The sequence below is a fragment of the Streptomyces bungoensis genome, assembly GCF_001514215.1.
Lineage (GTDB): Bacteria > Actinomycetota > Actinomycetes > Streptomycetales > Streptomycetaceae > Streptomyces > Streptomyces bungoensis.
Genome location: NZ_KQ948869.1, coordinates 146054 through 163604 on the forward strand (window position 1 = coordinate 146054; position 17551 = coordinate 163604).

At 73.0% G+C, this 17551-nt stretch carries 14 protein-coding genes and 1 pseudogene; 11 read left to right on the top strand and 4 right to left on the bottom strand.

The genetic code is table 11. The features are described 5' to 3' along the window. Nucleotides 1-123: 123 nt before the first annotated feature. The gene (locus AQJ66_RS29625) at nucleotides 124-786 is read right to left on the bottom strand and encodes a Type 1 glutamine amidotransferase-like domain-containing protein (protein ID WP_061928183.1); all 663 of its coding nucleotides are present in this window, start codon (nucleotides 784-786) and stop codon (nucleotides 124-126) included. Between the two features lie 262 nt (nucleotides 787-1048). Here AQJ66_RS29625 and AQJ66_RS29630 point away from each other — a divergent pair, with 262 nt between their 5' ends. Further along, on the top strand, nucleotides 1049-1495 hold the full coding sequence (locus tag AQJ66_RS29630; RefSeq protein ID WP_061928153.1) for an anthrone oxygenase family protein: 447 nt from the start codon (nucleotides 1049-1051) through the stop codon (nucleotides 1493-1495). A 116-nt stretch (nucleotides 1496-1611) separates the two neighbouring features. On the opposite strand, the gene AQJ66_RS29635 is transcribed toward AQJ66_RS29630, so the two are convergent. Beyond that, the gene (locus AQJ66_RS29635) at nucleotides 1612-3126 is read right to left on the bottom strand and encodes an FG-GAP-like repeat-containing protein (RefSeq protein WP_079060505.1); all 1515 of its coding nucleotides are present in this window, start codon (nucleotides 3124-3126) and stop codon (nucleotides 1612-1614) included. A 44-nt stretch (nucleotides 3127-3170) separates the two neighbouring features. Continuing rightward, nucleotides 3171-4607 carry an FG-GAP-like repeat-containing protein gene (locus AQJ66_RS29640; protein WP_063804103.1) on the bottom strand — a complete coding sequence of 479 codons (1437 nt, stop codon included), beginning with the start codon at nucleotides 4605-4607 and terminating at the stop codon, nucleotides 3171-3173. A gap of 264 nt (nucleotides 4608-4871) precedes the next feature. Here AQJ66_RS29640 and AQJ66_RS39120 point away from each other — a divergent pair. The 6 genes and pseudogenes from AQJ66_RS39120 (at nucleotide 4872) to AQJ66_RS29665 (ending at nucleotide 8454) form a co-directional block, all read left to right on the top strand. Then, nucleotides 4872-4967, top strand: a pseudogene (locus AQJ66_RS39120). A 496-nt stretch (nucleotides 4968-5463) separates the two neighbouring features. Further along, on the top strand, nucleotides 5464-6066 hold the full coding sequence (locus AQJ66_RS29650; RefSeq protein WP_061928156.1) for a hypothetical protein: 603 nt from the start codon (nucleotides 5464-5466) through the stop codon (nucleotides 6064-6066). Between the two features lie 74 nt (nucleotides 6067-6140). Beyond that, nucleotides 6141-6752: a lipocalin family protein gene (locus AQJ66_RS29655; RefSeq protein WP_244162979.1), complete on the top strand. Its 612-nt coding sequence runs from the start codon at nucleotides 6141-6143 to the stop codon at nucleotides 6750-6752. A 175-nt stretch (nucleotides 6753-6927) separates the two neighbouring features. Beyond that, the gene (locus AQJ66_RS39125) at nucleotides 6928-7089 is read left to right on the top strand and encodes a hypothetical protein (RefSeq protein ID WP_159052665.1); all 162 of its coding nucleotides are present in this window, start codon (nucleotides 6928-6930) and stop codon (nucleotides 7087-7089) included. Continuing rightward, on the top strand, nucleotides 7086-7688 hold the full coding sequence (locus AQJ66_RS29660) for a sigma-70 family RNA polymerase sigma factor (RefSeq protein WP_079060507.1): 603 nt from the start codon (nucleotides 7086-7088) through the stop codon (nucleotides 7686-7688). The genes AQJ66_RS39125 and AQJ66_RS29660 overlap by 4 nt, the downstream gene beginning before the upstream one ends. Continuing rightward, entirely contained in the window at nucleotides 7675-8454 is a 780-nt protein-coding gene (locus tag AQJ66_RS29665) for an anti-sigma factor (RefSeq protein ID WP_159052666.1), read from the top strand. Before AQJ66_RS29660 ends, AQJ66_RS29665 begins: the two co-directional genes overlap by 14 nt. Before the next feature lie 126 nt (nucleotides 8455-8580). Here AQJ66_RS29665 and AQJ66_RS29670 read toward each other — a convergent pair whose 3' ends face one another. Then, nucleotides 8581-9660 carry a sensor histidine kinase gene (locus AQJ66_RS29670; RefSeq protein ID WP_061928158.1) on the bottom strand — a complete coding sequence of 360 codons (1080 nt, stop codon included), beginning with the start codon at nucleotides 9658-9660 and terminating at the stop codon, nucleotides 8581-8583. Nucleotides 9661-10250: 590 nt separating this feature from the next. Here AQJ66_RS29670 and AQJ66_RS29675 point away from each other — a divergent pair. The 4 genes from AQJ66_RS29675 (at nucleotide 10251) to AQJ66_RS29685 (ending at nucleotide 17550) form a co-directional block, all read left to right on the top strand. Continuing rightward, the gene (locus AQJ66_RS29675) at nucleotides 10251-11273 is read left to right on the top strand and encodes a LacI family DNA-binding transcriptional regulator (RefSeq protein ID WP_061928159.1); all 1023 of its coding nucleotides are present in this window, start codon (nucleotides 10251-10253) and stop codon (nucleotides 11271-11273) included. 80 nt (nucleotides 11274-11353) lie between these two features. Further along, nucleotides 11354-11482: a hypothetical protein gene (locus AQJ66_RS40715; protein WP_279617343.1), complete on the top strand. Its 129-nt coding sequence runs from the start codon at nucleotides 11354-11356 to the stop codon at nucleotides 11480-11482. A gap of 434 nt (nucleotides 11483-11916) precedes the next feature. Beyond that, the gene (locus tag AQJ66_RS29680) at nucleotides 11917-14760 is read left to right on the top strand and encodes an ATP-binding protein (RefSeq protein WP_061928160.1); all 2844 of its coding nucleotides are present in this window, start codon (nucleotides 11917-11919) and stop codon (nucleotides 14758-14760) included. Between the two features lie 231 nt (nucleotides 14761-14991). Next, nucleotides 14992-17550, top strand: coding sequence for a helix-turn-helix transcriptional regulator (locus AQJ66_RS29685; RefSeq protein ID WP_061928161.1), 2559 nt, complete (start codon nucleotides 14992-14994; stop codon nucleotides 17548-17550). Nucleotide 17551: the final 1 nt, after the last annotated feature.

The following is a 17551-nucleotide window of genomic DNA, read 5'->3' on the forward strand; positions in this document are numbered from 1 at the left end:
TGGGGCGGATCAAAGCATTAACCGGAGCGACACCCGATCTCCGGCCCGTCCGGCGACAGCGCTGCCATCGAACGGCACCGGACAGCGGCGCCTCCCGAAGTGCTTGACGTGCCCTGTCCGTCATCAGAACAACTTCCAGTGGCCCTCCGAGACCACTTCGACGGTCCCGTCGGCGACCTTGATGGCGGTCTGCTCGTCGATCGCGTACGCCGGACCCGGCATCCCGGCCGCCCATCGTGTCGCCGCGGCCATGGTGTTGTCCGGACACGCCGGATGATCCAGGTGCGGGAAGATCGAAAAATCGACCACGCCCAGCGTGCTGTCGCCGCCGGCGGGCGGCTTCCAGCCCACGAAGTCCTCCCCGATGCGGGGGGTCATCACCATGCTCCCGGCGCTGAGGCCCACGTAGACCGTGTCGGGCAGCGACGGCAGGAGGTCGGCCAGACCGGACTCCCGCATCCAGTGGCACAGGTACAGCGCGTCACCGCCGTTGACCAGCAGGACGTCGGCTTCCCTCACCCAGGACACCCAGCGCGCCTTGTCGATGCTGGGCAGCGCCGTGAGCTCCAGCACGCCCACCGATTTCCACCCCAGCCCGGTCATGGGGTGGGGGGATCGTCCGCTGATGAATCGCCATGGTCCGCCCGGATCGGCGTCGGGGCTCCCGTACCCCGCGGTGGGGATGCAGAGGGCGCTGGACTCGGCGATCGGCTTACCCAGGAGGTCGACCAGCGCAGCCTTGATGCTCGCGTTCTTGATCCCGGAGTCGGTGAGGAGAAGCTTCATCATGTCCTTCCCGAGGTACTGGGGCGCGTATCGGGTCGTGAGCAGTGAGCACCGCAGCTTATGCGGAAACGGTGCCGCCAGGCAGGCAGCGCGGCCTGAGGGTTCCGGCCGCGTGCCCTCCGGCGGCAGGCGTCCCGTCCGTTCGCGCTCCCCGCTTTCCTGGGCCGACCCGGTTCGATCCTAGCATTGCTAGACAAGAGAGCGGCAGCAGGTCTAGCGTTGCCTCATCGCCTAGCGGTGCTAGATCCATGGAGGGGTCGTCATGTTCGAGGCACTTGAGGTCGTCACCACTGTGGTCGTCGGCCTGATGGTGGGGGTGGAGTTCTCCGTCGCCTTCGTCATCAACCCGATCCTCAACGCACTCCCCGAGGACAGCGGCTTGCTCGGCCGCGCCCACGGGGGCCGGATGCTCGGCGCCCTGATGCCGGTCTGGTACATCGGCTCGCTCGTCCTGAGCGCGGTCTGGGCCATCGTCGGATGGCACCACGACGGCGCCGGCCTCGTCGTCATCGCCGGCGCGCTGCTGATCTCGAGCGTGGTCATGTCGCTCCTGCTGCTCGTCCCGATCAACAACCGGGGCAAGACGTGGACGCCCGAGAACCGGCCCGAGGACTGGAAGGAGCAGATGAACCGCTGGGACCGCTTCCACTACGTCCGCGTAGCCGTCATCATCGCCTCCTTCGCCCTGCTGGTCGCCGCCCTCGTCTGAGCCCGCGGGCCGCCACCGCGCTGGTGGCGCGCGATCCCCCGCTTCCCGGGCGGCAGCGGGCCACCGACCTACCGACATCTGGTCGGTGGACCTGCCACCCGGGACTGACCCGGCGGTCAGATCGTTGAGCGCGCGCCGGGAAGTGCCGCGCCGAACTCGATGTCCGAGTAGCGGTACTTGAGGCCGGCTTCGGTTCCGCCGATCGCGGTCGATCCGCCGGCCGCCGGCCCTGTCGAGGATCCGCGGGCCGTCCACAGCAGGCCATCGGCGTTCTCACCGGGGGTGCCCACCATCGACTCGGCCCTGCCGTCCTTCGTGACGTCGACCAAGTGGGTCGCGGCGCCGAAGCGGTCGTCCCTCTCGGCACTTCCGGGAACGCCGCTGGTGTTCTGCGTGCAGGAGAGCGAGCCGCTCGTGGTGAGACCGGAGGCCGAACCGCGGAGCAACGTCGCCCGGCCCGCGCCCCTGGCGGAACCCACGGCCTCTCCGGGGGCGCCGACCAGGACGTCGGCGTACGTGTCGCCGTTGGTGTCACCGACACTGAGCGACATGCCGAACTCGTCACCGTCCTCCCCGGTACCGGGCACGCCCGCGGTGTCCTGGTTGATGGTCTTCGGCTTCTGGTCCGGCCTGATGCCTTGCGCGCTGCCGTAGAGGACCTGGATCTCGCCGCCGCGGTGGGCCGGGGTGGAACCGGAGGTCAGGGACGCGTCGTACGGCACTCCGGTGACCAGGTCGCCGTAGCCGTCGCCGTTGATGTCGCCGATCTGCCCGGACAGACCGTCGGCCAGAGGGAGTTCGGTGTAGGTGCCGTTGTCTTCCTCGAGGTGGACGGGTCCGCTCACGTCACCGTCCGTGGGTCCGGGCAGCCAGAAGCGCTCGGCTCGCCCGTCGCCGTCGACATCCCCCATGACGACTCCGCGGTTGGTGCCGAGAGCGTTGACGAAGCTTCTCCTCACCGGGGCACCGGAGCGGGTGAACGGCCCGGTGTAGGTCGTGCCACCGCAGTTGCCCGTGACCGAGACGTCGGGAGCTCCGTCCCCGGTGACGTCTCCCACCGCGAGGCCCGCGGCGAAGCCGCAGCCCTCGTCCAGACCGGTCGGCGGTGAGATCGACGCCCCGCCTTCGAGGCCTGCCGAGCCGCCCCACACCACGGTGAGCGAGCCGACGCCGGCCATGGTGCCCGCAGACTCGTCCGGAGTGCCGATGAGCAGGTCGGCGTAGCCGTCGCGGTCCAGATCCGCGGAGGCGACCGCTGTACCGAACTGGTCCCACTCCTCGGCTGTACCGGGTATGCCGGAGGTGGCTTGGGTGACGACCGTACGACGGGAGGCCGAGACCCCGGTCGCCGAGCCGTACAGCACGACGACCGCGCCGGCCGCGTCCACCACGCCGTTGGCGGCTCCGGGGGCACCGACGGCCAGGTCGCGGTAGCCGTCACCGTTGAAGTCGTCCTGCACCGCGGCGGTGTTGGCGCCCCGGTAGGGCGCAGCGGCCGCCGCGGGACCGGCCGGCAGCAGGACGACGGTCAGCGTGGCGGCCGAGCTGACGGCGATGGCGCAGGCCAGGGAACGCGAGGCGAACGTGCGTCGGGCACGGGCACCGGCGCGCACGGAGGCGGGCAAGGACATGACGGCTCCGGAAGGGGAAGGATGAGGGACAGGGCGGGGGAGGGTCACGGACCGGTCACCACGCTTCCCAAGTGGGCTGCACCGGCCGAGCCGAGGCCCGCACCGCTGGTGCCGACACTGACCGAGCCGGCGGCGGTGACGGACGAGGCCGAGCCGCGCAGCGACCAGATGGTTCCCGCGCCGCCGTTCTCACCGGGGGCGCCGACGACCAGGTCCGCGTAGCCGTCCTTGTCGGTGTCGATGATCCGTACGGCAGCGCCGAAGGCGTCGCCCGTCTCCGACGTGCCCGGCACGCCGGAGGTGTTCTGCGTCCAGGTGCGGGCGTGCGCGGCGTCGAGTTGCCCCGTGGTGCCGCGTACGACGGTGACGGCACCGCTGCCGCCGTTCTCGCCCGGCGTGCCGATCACGAGGTCGGCGTGGCCGTCCTTGTCGGTGTCGCCGATCGCGACCGATGCGCCGAAGCGGTCCTCGGCCTCGCCGGAACCGGGTACGCCCGGGGTGTCCTGCGTGATGGTCTGGACGCGGCTGGGGGAGCCCGAGTTGCCGGCGTCGAAGTAGACGGTGACTTGGCCGCCCAGCGAGGTGCCCGGACTCTGCGAGGGGTCTTCGGGGTTGCCGATGACGAGGTCGGGAGTGCCGTTGCCGTTCAGGTCGCCCACTGCGGACGTGGTTCCGGCGGGCAGGTCGGCGCCCGAGAAGCCGGCCGGGTCGGCGAAGTAGGCGTGCGGGTCGTCGCCGGTCCCGTCGTAGCCCCAGCCTCCGTCCGACATGCCGCGGCCATGCGCGATCAAACGGTCGTCGTCGCTGCCGGGCACGTCGACCGGGGTCAGGGCGACGATGCCGTAAGCCGGATTGAAGTCGTAGCCGTTGCCGGACGTGCCGGACTGCCCGGACAGGTCGGCGGGCAGGAACGTGACCTCTGCGTCGTTGGCTCCGACGACGATCGACGGCTTGCCGTCGTTCACCGGATTGAGGCCGTTGAACGTGCCCACGGCCACGCTCCGCCCGTACGCGTCGTGCGAGTACGGCCACGGGTCCCCGGCCGTCTTCGCCTTCGTCAGGCCGGAAGCGGTGCCGTAGACGACGGTGACCGAACCCCCGCCTTCGTCTCCGGCCACGTCCTCGCCCGGGGAGCCCACGACCAAGTCCGTGTACCCGTCCCGGTTCAGGTCGTACACGGCGACGGCCGCGCCGAAGCGGTCACCGGCTTCCGCCGTTCCCGGGATACCGGTGGAGTTCTGTGTCAGCACGGTACGCCTGGACGGATCGACGCCGTGCGCGGTGCCGTACAGGACGACGACGGCACCGGCCTTGGCGCGACCGGCCACCGCAGCGTCCGGGGCGGAGACGACGACATCGCGGTAGCCGTCCCTGTTCAGGTCGCCCTGCGTGCCGACGGCGGCCTCGGCGCTCGCCGTGAACACGGGCGTAAGTCCGGAGGCGAGCAGTGTTGCGGACATCAGCAGGGTGCGTTTACGCACGGACTCCTCCAACGGGGGGAATGCGACACGAAGGGCGACGCGCCGACCTACGTGAAAGCACTTCCTGGCATGTCATCGTCAGGGACGGCGCACGCAAGACCGCTGAGGGGACGGGACGGTTGTACGGGACGGAGGAGTAGTCCCACGCGCGATGAACCCCGCGCCGGCGCGGCCGGTTTCGTCAGTGTCGTGTCAGGGCGCGGTCAGCGGTTCCTGGCACTGTCGTTCCTGTGACCGGCACGGGAGACCGAGAGCCGGGATCAGGGAGAGGTGCCCGGAGTGGTTGATCGGGGACCAGCGAGCTCGGCTCACGGTCGGGCCCCTTCGGGGCCCACGCAGGTTCGAATCCTGCCCTCTCCGCCGTGACCCTTCCGATCATCCGTGTGCTTCGGCGCAGCGGAGCGGACTCAGCGGTGTGACGCGGAGCCGTGACAGCGGCCGGGCAGGCACGACCCCGCACGGTCAGCGCCCGACGCGACGAGGACGACCGCCCCGGCCACCGACCGGACCGCGCCCACCTCACCCCCACCCCGACCCGGCTGCGGCACACCGTCGACGAGGAGTTGGACGCCGGGCACCGCGCCGCATCGGACCGCCTGCTCGGCCCCGTCGACCCGGAGAGCGTGCACCACCGCGCGGACCTGTTCCCGCGGGGCGCCTGCACGGGCCACGCGGTGGTGCGGCCCGAGCAGACGGGGCGTGGCGCGCTCCCGGGCCTGCGTGCGGGACAGGCGAGCGCGATCAGCGGTACGGCTAACGGCCGCACGTGCCCCGCAACGAGGTGCATCCGAGCGAGCGGGCGTCGGCGAACGCCTTCTCACACGCTCGGCCATCCTCGACTCCACCAGGAGGAGACATGCTCAAGCGCACGGCGCTCGCAGCTGTGACCGTCACGACCGCGACCATGTGCGCGGTCGCGGCGGCGGCCCCCGCCTCGGCCGCGCCGAGGACCGTCCACGTCACGTCCGGCACCACCGAGGTCACCGTGGCTCCCGCCGTCACCACCGCACTGCTGTCCCGGGGCATCGTGCCCTGGGTCACGCGGCCGGGCCGCCCCGGACTCGGCTTCGTCGACCAGCGCCCGACGCTGACGGCGACGTACCCCGTCACCGGTGGCCGGCTCACGGCGCAGCCGCTCGGCGGCACCGTCGAGCACCGCGGTGGCCTGAAGTTCGTGAACGTCCTCAACGGCCGGGCCCTGGAGGTCAGGAACTTCACCATCGACCTCGACACGGGCCGGCTGACCGGGCGCCTGGCCGGCACCAGGACCCGTGTCCCGGTCTTCACGCTCGACACCTCCACCGCCCGGATCACCCTCGGCAAGCACGCCCTCGACGCCCGCAAGGTGACCCTGAAGCTCACCGGGACGGCCGCGAGCGCCCTGAACACCACCCTCCACACGCAGGTGTTCACCGACGGGCTGACCGTCGGCACCGCGGACACCCGGGCCCGGTTCTGAACCGGTCCGTTCGCCCGCCGGTGTCGCGCCGCCCCACGCCATCGGGTTCGTCACAGCCGAAGAAGGGACTGTCCGTGTCACTCGTGAAACGCCTCGCCACCCTGTCCGCCACCGCTCTGCTGCTCACCGTCGGCGCCGGCGCGGGACAGGCGACGGCCGCACCCTCGCGTGCCGGCGCCGATTCCGGCGCGCCGGCGGCCGTGGCCGCCGTCGACCTGGAGCGCTACCTCGGGAGCTGGTACCAGGTGGCCGCGCTGCCGCAGTTGTTCGAGCTGCAGTGCGCCAGGAACGTGAAGGCGACGTACACCCGGACGGCGGCCGGCACCGTCGGCGTGCGCAACACCTGTACGACGTGGCTGAACACCACCAGCAGCGTGACGGGCGACGCCAGGCCGCTCGACGCCACGAACGCCCGGCTGAACGTCAGCTTCCTCGGACTGGGCGGCACCTACCTGCACACCGATCGGGCCAACTACATCGTCACCGGCCTCGATCCCGACTACCGCTGGGCCGTGGTGACCGACAGCGACCGCCGCTCCGGCTTCGTGCTGTCGCGCACCCCCTCGCTCACCTCCGGGCAGCGGTCCGCGGTCCTGTCGGCGATCAGGAGTGCCGGGCTCGACCCGTGCCGGTTCCGTGTCACCCGCCAGGACGACGGGGCCGCCGCCACCGGCTCCCTCTGCTGATCCGGCCCCCGGTCCGGTCCGTCCGGCGTACGCACGCCGCACGGACCGGACCGGGGGCACTTCCCCTCCCGCCTCCGCCCCCGGCAAGCAACGGCCGTGCGGTGCAACCGGATTCGCGTCCCGGACGGAATGCACTGCGCATGCGGCAGCGGAGCACAGCGGGAGGAACGAGACCATGAACCGCGTGGCAGCCGGCGCCATTCCGAGCCCGGTCACGGGCATACGCGCCGACCACCCGGCCGTGGCGGGCACCTTCACCCGCCCGGCCCTGAGAGGTACCGACCGCAGGGCCGCCCGGCACACGGCCGTCGCCGCCGCGGCCCCGGAGACGACATGAGCGCGCTGTGGGGCGGGGCGCAGGTCATCGCCGCCGACGGCGCGCGGCCGAGCGCGGTCGAGGAGGAGGACCTGGCGCGGGGCTTCGCGGCGGGGGACGAGGCGTGTCTCAAGGAGGCCTACCGACGTTGGGCGGCCCTCGTCTACACACTCGCCCACCGCTCCCTGGCGGACGCCGAGGAGGCCAAGGACGTCACCCAGCAGGTGTTCGCGGGGGCGTGGCGCGGCCGGGCCCACTACGCGCCCGAGCGCGGCGCGCTCAAGACGTGGCTGATCGGCATCACGCGCAAGAAGATCGCCGACGCGCTGACCCAGTCCTCGCGGCGCCGCAGAGACGTGGACGCGGTCACGGCGTCCGCCCCACCGGACTCGGTGCCACCGACCGCCGACCAGGTCATCGACCAGGTGCTGCTGACCGAGGAACTGCAACGGCTTCCGCCGCAGCAGCGGACCGTCCTCGAAATGGCCTTCTACGAAGACCTCACCCAGTCACAGATCGCACAGCGCACCGGACTTCCGCTGGGTACGGTCAAGAGCCACACCCGACGGGGACTGAGCAGGCTCAAGCGCAGACTGGAGGCGGACAGTGGAACACACTGACCAGGAGACGCTCGCCATGGTCGCCCTCGGTGAGCCTTCCTCGCCCACGACCACCGCGCATCTCCGCCACTGCCCGAGGTGCGCCGAACAACTCGACGCCTACCGGCGCGTCGTCCGTGCCGGGAAGTCGTCGGCGCCGGGACCCGCCGATCTCCTGGAGCCGCCTCCCGGACTGTGGGACTCCGTCGCCGGTGAACTCGGTCTGTCCAGCGCCCCGGACCGCGCGACGCCCGGCAGTGGACCCGGTGCCGATGCGCCGGGCGGCGTGGAACGCCCGCCGTCCGGATCGCGGCGCAGCGCACTCGCCAGGGGCAGGAGGTTCGCCCTCGCGCTGGCGGCCTGCGCCGCGCTGGCCGGTGCCGCGGCGGGCAGCGGCGCCACCTGGTGGGCACTGCGCGACGGCACCGCCTCCAGCGCCCGACCGGGACCTGCCGACGGAGCGGGCCGGGGCACCAGGCTGGCCGCGCTCGTGCCGCACGCGACCGGCTACGCCCGGCTCTCCGCCGACCGGGGCCGGCGCGCCCTCGACATCACGGTACGGGGACTGCCGCGGACCTCCGGCTACTACGAGGTCTGGCTCATGGACCGCTCCCACAGGAAGCTGATCTCCATGGGTGTCCTGGGGGCCGACGGGCACGCCGCCCTGCCCGTGCCCACGACGGTCGACCTCGACGAGTACGCGGTCGTCGACGTGTCCGTGCAGAAGTACAACGGCACGCCCGCGCACTCGGGCAACAGCGTGGTCCGCGGACCGTACTCGGGCTGACGGAGGCACGGAGAAAACAGGCGGACAGCAGGACCTGCGGAAAGGGCGAGGACCGGCAGAAGGGCCGGGGACCCGCGGAAGGGCCGTGGTCACGGTCCGGCACCGCCTTCCGGCGCGGTGCTGGTCTCAGGCGGGGAGGCGGATGCGGAACCAGGCTCCGCGTGCGGAGGGTTCGAGGGTCAGGTCGCCTCCGTGGGCGGCGACGATGGCCGCGGCGACGCTCAGTCCGAGGCCGTTTCCGCCTCCTGTGCCCGGGTGTGCGACGGGGGCGGGCAGTTTGCCGCCGTGGACGAACCGTTCGAAGGCGGAGTCCCGCAGTTCGGCGGGGATGCCGGGTCCGTCGTCGATGATCTCGATGACGCGGTGGCCGTCCTCGTTGCCGAGGCCGAGGACGGTGCGGGTGCCGTGGGGGGTGTGGTGGCGGACGTTGGCCAGGAGGTTGGTGACGACTTGGTAGAGGCGGTCGCGGTCGCCGAGGACGGTGTAGCGGCCGGGCAGGATGGTGAGCCGGATGGGGTGGTGGGGGGAGGAGACCTGGGCGTCGGCGGTGGCGTCACGGCAGAGGCGGGCGAGGTTGACGGGTTCGCGGTGCAGTGACTGGCCGAGGTCGAGCCGGGCGAGGAGGACGAGTTCGTCGATGAGGGCGGACATGCGGCGGGTTTCGTCGGTCATGCGGGACATGGCGACGTCGAACTTGTCGGGGTCGGCCAGGCCGCCCATCCGGGCCAGTGAGACGTAGCCGGAGATGGCGGTCAGGGGGGTGCGCAACTCGTGTCCCGCGGTGGCCAGGAGTTCCAGCAGCCGTTGTTCGGACCTGCGCCGGCCGGCGCGTTCCCGGCGCAGCCGGACGCACAGCAGCACGGTCGCCAGCGAGAGGACGAGGAGCATGGCCGTGGTGAGGACCATGCCCGCGCCGACGCGCGGCGGGGCCGCAGGCGCCGCCGTCAACGGCCCCGCGCGGACGCCTGGCGGAAGGACGGCCTCCGGGCGGCAACCGCCGGCCACCGCTGCGTGCCGCCCGGCGCCGTCGCCGCAGGCCGCCGGCACCGCCTCGTGCGGGGGAGCGGCTTCGGCCGGCGTGGCCCTGGGCATCCGCGCCGTGACGGCGGTGAGCGGCGGGAGCGCCGTCGCCGCACGGACGTGCCGGGTGCTGCCCGAGATGCGCAGGGGCTCCGTCTGCTGCCGGCGCCACAGCAGTTGCGCCATGGGGTCGTCCTGGCGGAGCCCTGAGGACAGAATGAGGGCCGGGACCACGAGCAGCAGCAGCCGCAGCCCCGCGTGTCCGCGCCGTTGCCGAGCCGGGTACCAGGGGTGATCAGCCGGTACGGCGGTTTGCTCGGCAGGCCGTCGAGTGAACACCTCATCGTCCAATCCACGTCGCGGCGTGAAAGCGACGAGAAGAAGGCTTGTCGGGCCGCACGATACCCAGGGAAAGACCAGGGGATTCCCTAGTCTTTCCGTGCTCCCGGGAAGGCCGTCCGTCCGGCGGCGGCGCGCCGGCCCATCCGTTCCCCGGTGCGGTACCACCGCCCGTCCGTCCCCATCCGCAAGTGGCCGGACCCCTGCGTCCAAGGACCCCGCGGACGCAGAACCCTGTATGTGCCGTCGTCCTCACATGCGTGTTCCTGCCGACCGGAACAGCGCTCAAGCGTGTGCGCTGTTCACGGACACCTGCCCTTCCCCGTGTCAAATCGGCCCGAGTGAATATGAACGCAAACGCTTGCGCAGGGGAGTTGGCCGGGTCTACGGTCACGCCACCCCCCTCACAACGACGTGACCGATGGAGGACTGGACCCGTGACGGTGAGCATCACCGACGTAGCCCGGGCCGCCGGCGTCTCGGCATCCACCGTCTCGCGTGCCCTGCGCGGCCGGCCGGGCGTCTCGGATCCGGTGCGGGCTCAGATCGAAGCCGTCGCGGCGGAGTTGGGGTACACCGCCTCGCAGTCGGCCTCCAGCCTGGCCAGCGGGCGCACCCGCACCATCGGGGTCATCGTCCCCTACGTCGGCCGCTGGTTCTTCGGCACCGTCGTGGACGCCTCGGAGCGGGTGTTCAGCGCCGCGGGCTACGACGTGCTGCTGTACAACCTGGGTTCACCCGAGACCCGCAAGCGCTTCTTCACCCGGCTTCCGGTGCGCAAGCGGGTGGACGCGCTGCTGTCGCTGCTGATCCCGGACGAGGAGGAGGCCGCCGCGCTGCGCTCGCTGGACATCCCGCTGGCCGTGATCGTCGGAGGCGCCAGGGACGGCTTCAGCGTCGTCGGCATCGACGACCACGCCGGTGCCACCAGCGCCGTGCGGCATCTGGTGAACCTCGGTCACCGCCGGATCGGCATGCTCTCCGGCGCGAGCGAGCCGCTGCACTGGACGACCCCGATCGAGCGCCGTCAGGCCTACCTGGACGTGCTGGCCGACGCGGGCCTCCCGTACGACCCCGCGCTGGAGGCGGACGGCGGCTACTCGGTCGAGGGCGGCGAACGCGCCATGACCGAGCTGCTGGCCGGCCGCAGCCGGCCGACCGCCGTGTTCGCGCAGTCCGACGAGATGGCGATGGGAGCGCTGCGCGCCCTGCGCCGGCACCGGCTCAAGGTGCCCGACGACGTGTCCGTGATCGGCTTCGACGACCACGAGCTCGCCGAGGTGATCGGGTTGACCACCATCGCCCAACCGGTCGCCGGCCAGGGCGAGGAAGCCGCCCGGCTGCTGCTGCGGCAGCTCGACGAGCCGGGCGCGGCGCCGCCCCGGCAGGTGCAGATGCCCATCCACCTGGTCCTGCGTGAGACCACCGCTCCGCCGGACCCGCGGCACCGGAGCCCCTGACCGGGCCAGGATCACCGCACTTCCCTTCTCGACGCCGCATGACCACGCACCCCCCACCTCGGCATGGAGGCACCACAGCCATGAGCGCAGTCAGTAATCGGCACCGGCACGCGGTGTGCACCGGCCTGGCCCTCGCCCTTCCCCCGGCCGCGCTGACCGCCTGCGGCGGCAGCGGCACGATGAGGGCCAGTGCCGCCGGCGAGGGCTGACTCTCCGTGCCTTTCCGTCCTCCCGGCGGGGAATCCCCGGCGTCCACGCGTCAGGCCGTGCATTACCGGTAACGCGCCGCCGGGTGTTGAAACTGGAGAAACTCCCAGATTCGGTGGCCTTCTCCCGGGTGGCGGCGCGGAATGCGGCCCGGGGCAAGGTGAATCTTTCTCACTTTCGGCGCGGGAAAGGTGCGCAGGATTAACGGGCCGTTCGTGCCGCCGTAGTCGCGATCTTCCCCCATCCTGCCAAAGATTGACGTCTGCAAATTCGCACCGTCGGCCTCGGGATCGCTTCTCGCGCGGCATATGCGTCTTTGGTCACGATTGCGCGATACCGCCGGACGGGAGCCGTCATGTGCTTACGATCAGACAAGTCGAGGACGGTTGAGAGCGTTCCCAACTCCCTTGCGGGAGGGGGCGGTAAAGGAGTCGCGGTGGCCTCACTCATCGGGCTGGAGGCGGCGGGCGCACCCGGGCTCGTCGGACGGGACGTGGAGCTCTCGCTCCTGCGCGAGCACATGCGGGAGGCCGGCGCCATGCGGGCCGCGCTGCTGCGCGGGCCGGCCGGTGTGGGCAAGACCCGGCTGATGGCCGCGGCCCTCGCGGAAACGGGCGGTGACGTCCGCGTCCTGACCGTCAAGTGCCAGGAGGGCGGAGGAACGGCCTTCGAGGCCGTCCGCGCGCTCTTCGCACCGCTCGGCCTGACGGGCCCGGACCCCGCGGGCAGCCCGCTGCTCAGCGGCAGCGCGCGCCTCGCGCTGCCCGCCCTGGCCCCGGACCGGGCGCCCGCCGGGAGCCCGGCCGGCCCGGCCGACAGCTACGCCGTCATGCACGGGCTGTACTGGCTGACCGCCGGACTGGCGGCGGAGGAGCCCCTGGTGCTGGCCGTCGACGACGTCCAGTGGTGCGACGAGGCGTCCCTGAGGTGGCTCGGCTTCCTCGTCAGGCGCGCCGCCGACCTGCCCATCGCCCTGTTCGTGACCCTGCGCACCGAGACGGGCGCCCCGGCGCCCGACGCGCTCGACGAGATCGCCGACGCCGCGGCCTGCCTCACCGTCGACGTGGCACCGCTGCCGTACGACGCCGTCCGTGAGATCCTCACCGCCGCCCTCGGCACCGAGCCGGCACCGGCCGTGGTGGCCCGCTGCCTGGAGATCACCGGCGGAACGCCCTTCCTGGTCCACCTCCTGGCCGGTGAGCTGGCGGAGGTGGCGCCGGGCGGGGCACCGGACGCGGCCGCGCTCTCCGACGGCTTCGGCCGGCGCGCGGTCGCCCGCTTCCACATCGACCGGCTCACGCCCGGCCAGTCGGCCGTGGCCAGGGCGGCGGCGATCCTGGAGACGGACGACCCGGCGCTGATCGCCGCGCTCGCCGGCACCCGGCCCGGCCTCGCCCGCCGCGCCCTGGAGGACCTCCGCGACCTCGGCCTGCTGCTGCCCGGCTCCCTCGGCTACCGGCACGATCTCTTCCGGCAGGCCGTCCTCGACGCCGTACCCCCGGCGGAGCGCGACGACCTGCGCGAGCGGGCCGCCCGTCTGCTCAACGACTCCCACAGCTCCGCGGAGCAGGTCGCCCTCCAGCTGATGCGCCTGCCCGAGATACCCGAACCGTGGATGGTCACCGCGCTGCGCTCCGCGGCTCTGGGTGCCGAGCAGCGCGGCGCGCCCGCCGTCGCCGGGCAGTACCTCACCCGTGCCCTGCGCCACGACCCCGACGACGTGGAGCTGCTGTCCGCCTCCGCCAGGGCCCTCGCCCACAGCGACTCCGGTGCCGCGCTCGGCAGACTGGAACACGCCCTGACGCTGGTGACCGAGCCCCGCGCCCGCTGCCGGCTGATCCTCCAGTACGTGGTGACCGCACTCGGCGCCTACCGCTCTCCGCGCGCCTTCGAACTCGCCAACGAGGCCGTGGAACTGTGCGCGACACAGCTCGGCGACTCCCCGGCCGACCAGGCGCTGCGCACGCGAGTGGAGGCCATGGTGCTGGTGGCCGGCCTGGACGAGAAGACGACCGTGCGCCAGGTCGGCGAACGCTTCCGCGACCGCACGCCACCGGCCGGCGAGACGGCCGAGGAGCGCTTGCTGCTGGGAATGCTGTGCGCGCTCGGCACCCTCGAGGGCAGGCCCGCCGCCGAGGTCGTGCCGGCCGCCGGACGCGTGCTGTGCGTCGGTGACGTGTCGCTGGGCGGCTGGGGAGCGCTCGGGGCCAGCCTCACCCTCTACCTCGCCGACGAGATCAAGCCCGTCGACCTCGCCCTGACCGCCCTGCTCGAACAGTCCCGGATCCGCGGCGAGGCCTGGACCTGCGGCGTGGCCTCCTCCACCCGCGCCCAGATGCACCTGTGGGCGGGCAACATCACCCAGGCGCTGTCCGACGCCCAACTGGCCTTCGACCTCGTGCACCGGCTCCTGCGCGTGTCCAGCGCGGTCGGTCCGCAGTGCGCCCTCGCGGAAGCCCTGGTGCACCGCGGCGACCCGCACCGCGCGCAGGAGCTCGTCGACCTGGTCGCCAGGCCCGGTCTCGACCGGTTCGCGCTCGAGTACCACACCTACCTGATGGCCCGGGGCCGGGTGCGAGCGGCGCTCGGCGACCTCGAAGGAGCCCTGCACCACCTCAACCGGTGCGGTGACAGCCTCGCCGACGCGGGCATCGGCAACCCGGTCCTGGCCCCCTGGTGGTTCGACGCCGTGCAGATCCTCGCCGGACTCGGACGCCCCGAGGAGGGACGGGCCGTCGTCGAACGGGTGGCGCCCTCGGTCCGGCGCTGGGGCACGCCCCGGGCGCTCGGCATGCTCCACCTCTGCCGCGGCGTCCTCGCCCCGGGGACCGCCGGCATCGAGGAACTCACCGAAGCCGCCCGCCTTCTGGAGAACAGCGCCGGGCAACTGGAGAGCGCCCGCGCGGAATACCTGCTCGGCCGGCGCCTCATGGACCACGGGGACGCCGCGGGCGCCCGTGAGCGGCTGCGCCGCTCGATCGACACGGCCGTCAGGTGCGGCTCCAGGCTTCTCCTCGACCAGGCGGTCGCCGCACTGTCCGCCGCCGGCGGGCGACTGCGGCACAGCACCCAGTCGCCCACCGAGGCACTTAGCGGAAGCGAACGTCAGATCGCCGAGCGGGCCGCGGCCGGCGCCACCAATCGGGAGATCGCCGAATCACTGTTCCTGACCCAGCGCACCGTCGAGTTCCACCTGACGAGCGTCTACCGGAAGCTCGGAATCGGCGGCCGCCAGGAGCTCGCGGACGCCCTCGACGAGCCCTGGAAACCGGCGCAGTGAACCGCCTGCGCGATGTTGAATCACCGGTAACCTCAAAAGAGGCTCAGAATCCATGGAAGCAGCCTGCGATTGTCCGGAATCCTCGGTAATCTCCGACACCCGGGAAACGCCAGGTCACTCGGCTGCCGTGAGACGAGAGGTGCGCATGCGAAACCCTCCGAAGCCGCTCGCCGGCCGTCTCCCGCTTTCCGCCCTCCCCGGCGGGCACCACGCCGGCCGGCAGGTCCTCCCATGACACCGCCCCCCGCCCGCGCCGACACCCGGCTCGTGGGACGGGACGCCGTGCTCGGCGTCCTCGACCGGCTCGTGACCCGTCTGGACGACGGTGCCTCCGGACTCACCGTCGTCACGGGCACGATGGGCTCCGGACGCAGCGCGGTCCTCGACTGGGCCGTGGCCCGGGCCGGCGCCGCCGGCATTCCGGTCGCGGTGGCCCGCTGCTCCCGCCGCGAGTCCCGCATCCCGTACGCCACGCTCACGCAGCTCCTGGCCACCCTGTGCCCGCCGTCCCGGATCGCCGAGCTGGCCGGAGGCCTCCCCTCGGGCACACGGCCGACGGCCGCCGTCGCCCGGATGTGCGACGCCGCGCTGGAGGACGCGACCGGACGGCCCGTGATGCTGGCCGTGGACGACCTCCACCTCGCCGACCCCGACTCGCTGCGCCGGCTGATATCGCTGGCCGAACGCCCGCGTTCCGGCCCCGTCCTCACCGTGGTGACCTCGCCCTTACCCCTCCGCCACGTCCGCTCCACCGCGGGCGTGCGCGACAGCGGCCGAACCTGCCCCGTGAACACCCTCCGCCTCGACCCGCTCACCGACGACGAGGCGCGCACCCTGCTGGCGAGCCGCGCGTGGCGGCCGGCCCCCGCGTCCGCGGCGGCCGTGAACGCCGTGGCCGGGGGAGCGCCCGCCGTCCTGTGCACCGTCGCCGACCGGTTCGCCGCCTCCGGCCCACGGACACGGACCGACGCCTTACCCGGGCTCACCGCCACCGCCCGGGCCGTCTGGTCCGCCCGCGCCCTGTCCACGGCGCAGGGCCTCGCGGACGACGCCATGGACGTGCTGCGCGTCGTGGCCGCCGTCGGTCACCTGCTCGACACCGGAGGCGCCGCGGCCGTCGCCGGTCTGGACGCGGCCGCCTTCGAGGAAGCCGTGGACGCCCTGCGCGCCTGCGGCCTGCTCGCCGGGAACGGGCCGCCCCGGCTGAGCCGCCCCTGGTTCGCCGACGAGGTACTGGCCGGCATGACGCCCGCCGAACGCGACATCCTCCACCTCAAGGCCGCGGCGGTGCGGGGCGGCGGCAGGACGCGCATCGGCACGGTCGCCGACATGCTGGGCGCCGTCTCCGGGGTCGTCCGCCCCAGGACGGCGCCGGACGACGCCCAGCCCGGCCGCATACCCGCCGACGTCACCGCCGACGCACTGCGCCATGCCCTGGGCGAGTCCGTCACGGAGGCGGACCGGGCCCGGCTGCTGCTGAAGCTGGCAGCCGTCGAAGCGGTCACCGCCCCCCAGGCCGGCGACGGCCGGCTCCGCCAGATCATGCTCCGCCACGTCACCCCGCAGACCTGGCCCGTCGTCCTGCACGCCGCCGACCTGCTCCTGAGCCGGGGTGATGCCGAGACGACCCGCTGGATGACCGCCGACGTGCACCAGCGTGCCCTCGCCTCGATACCCGACGCCCAGCTGCGCCCCCTGCGTGCTCTCGGCCGGCTCGCGTGGAACGAGAAGGGCGGCCCGCCGCTGGGCGCTTCGCCACCCGTCCACTCCGACCATCCCGGACACCCGGCCGAGGCCGCCGTACTCGCCTGGAACCTGGCCGTGCGCGCCGACGACAGCGTCCGCGCCCGCGCTCTCGCCCGCACCGCCCTCGCCGCACCCGCCGCGGTCCCCCTGATGTGCCGCATCGCCGCGGCCCGCACGCTGCTGTGCGCAGCCGACGTCGACGGTGGACTGCGCAGCCTCGACGCCGTGGTCGTCGAGGCCCGGCGGGCCGGCGCCCACGCCGCCGCGGCGCAGGCCCTGCTGGCCCGGGCCGAGGCCGCCGTCCGCCTCGGCGGCTCGGAGGACGCCCTGGGTGCCCTGGCCGCGGCGACCCGCGAACTCCCGCCGAGCTCCTGGCACGCCCTGCTGAGTCCCAGGCTGACCGCCGCCGAGGTGCTCGCCCTGATCCGGTGCGGACGCGTGGCCGAGGCCCGGGAGGTGGCCGCACGAGCCCGGGTGAGACGCGAGGACCGAGGCGTCGCCTTCGCGTTCCTGCTGTACGCGCGGGCCGAACTCGCCCTGATCGGCGGTGACGCCGAACGCGCCCTGCTCCTGCTGGAGGAGTGCGGCCGCCTGCTGCGCTCCAGGCGGTGGCTCAACCCCATGCTGATCCCGTGGCGCAGCACCGCCGCCGCGGCCCACCGCCGGCTGGGCTCAGCCACCGCCGCGGCCGAATGCCTCGCCGGCGAGGACCGCGACGCCGAACTGTGGGGCACCGCCGACGCGTTCGCCGGCACGCGCTCCCACCTCTACGCCGTGCTCGCCCGGTCCGGCGTCGACGTGCCCCGCGCCCCGGACGAACCGGCCGAATCGCCGGAGCCGGCCGACGACCGGCAGCTCACCGACGCCGAACGCGCCGTGGCGGGCCTCGTCGTGTGCGGCCTGGGCAACCGGGAGATCGCCGAGCGCCTCGGCCTGTCCACCCGGACCGTCGAACTGAGACTCACCAAGATCTACCGCAGACTCGGCGTCAGGGGCCGCTCCGCCCTCGTCGCCCACCTGCGCGGCGGACAGGAGAACGACTGAG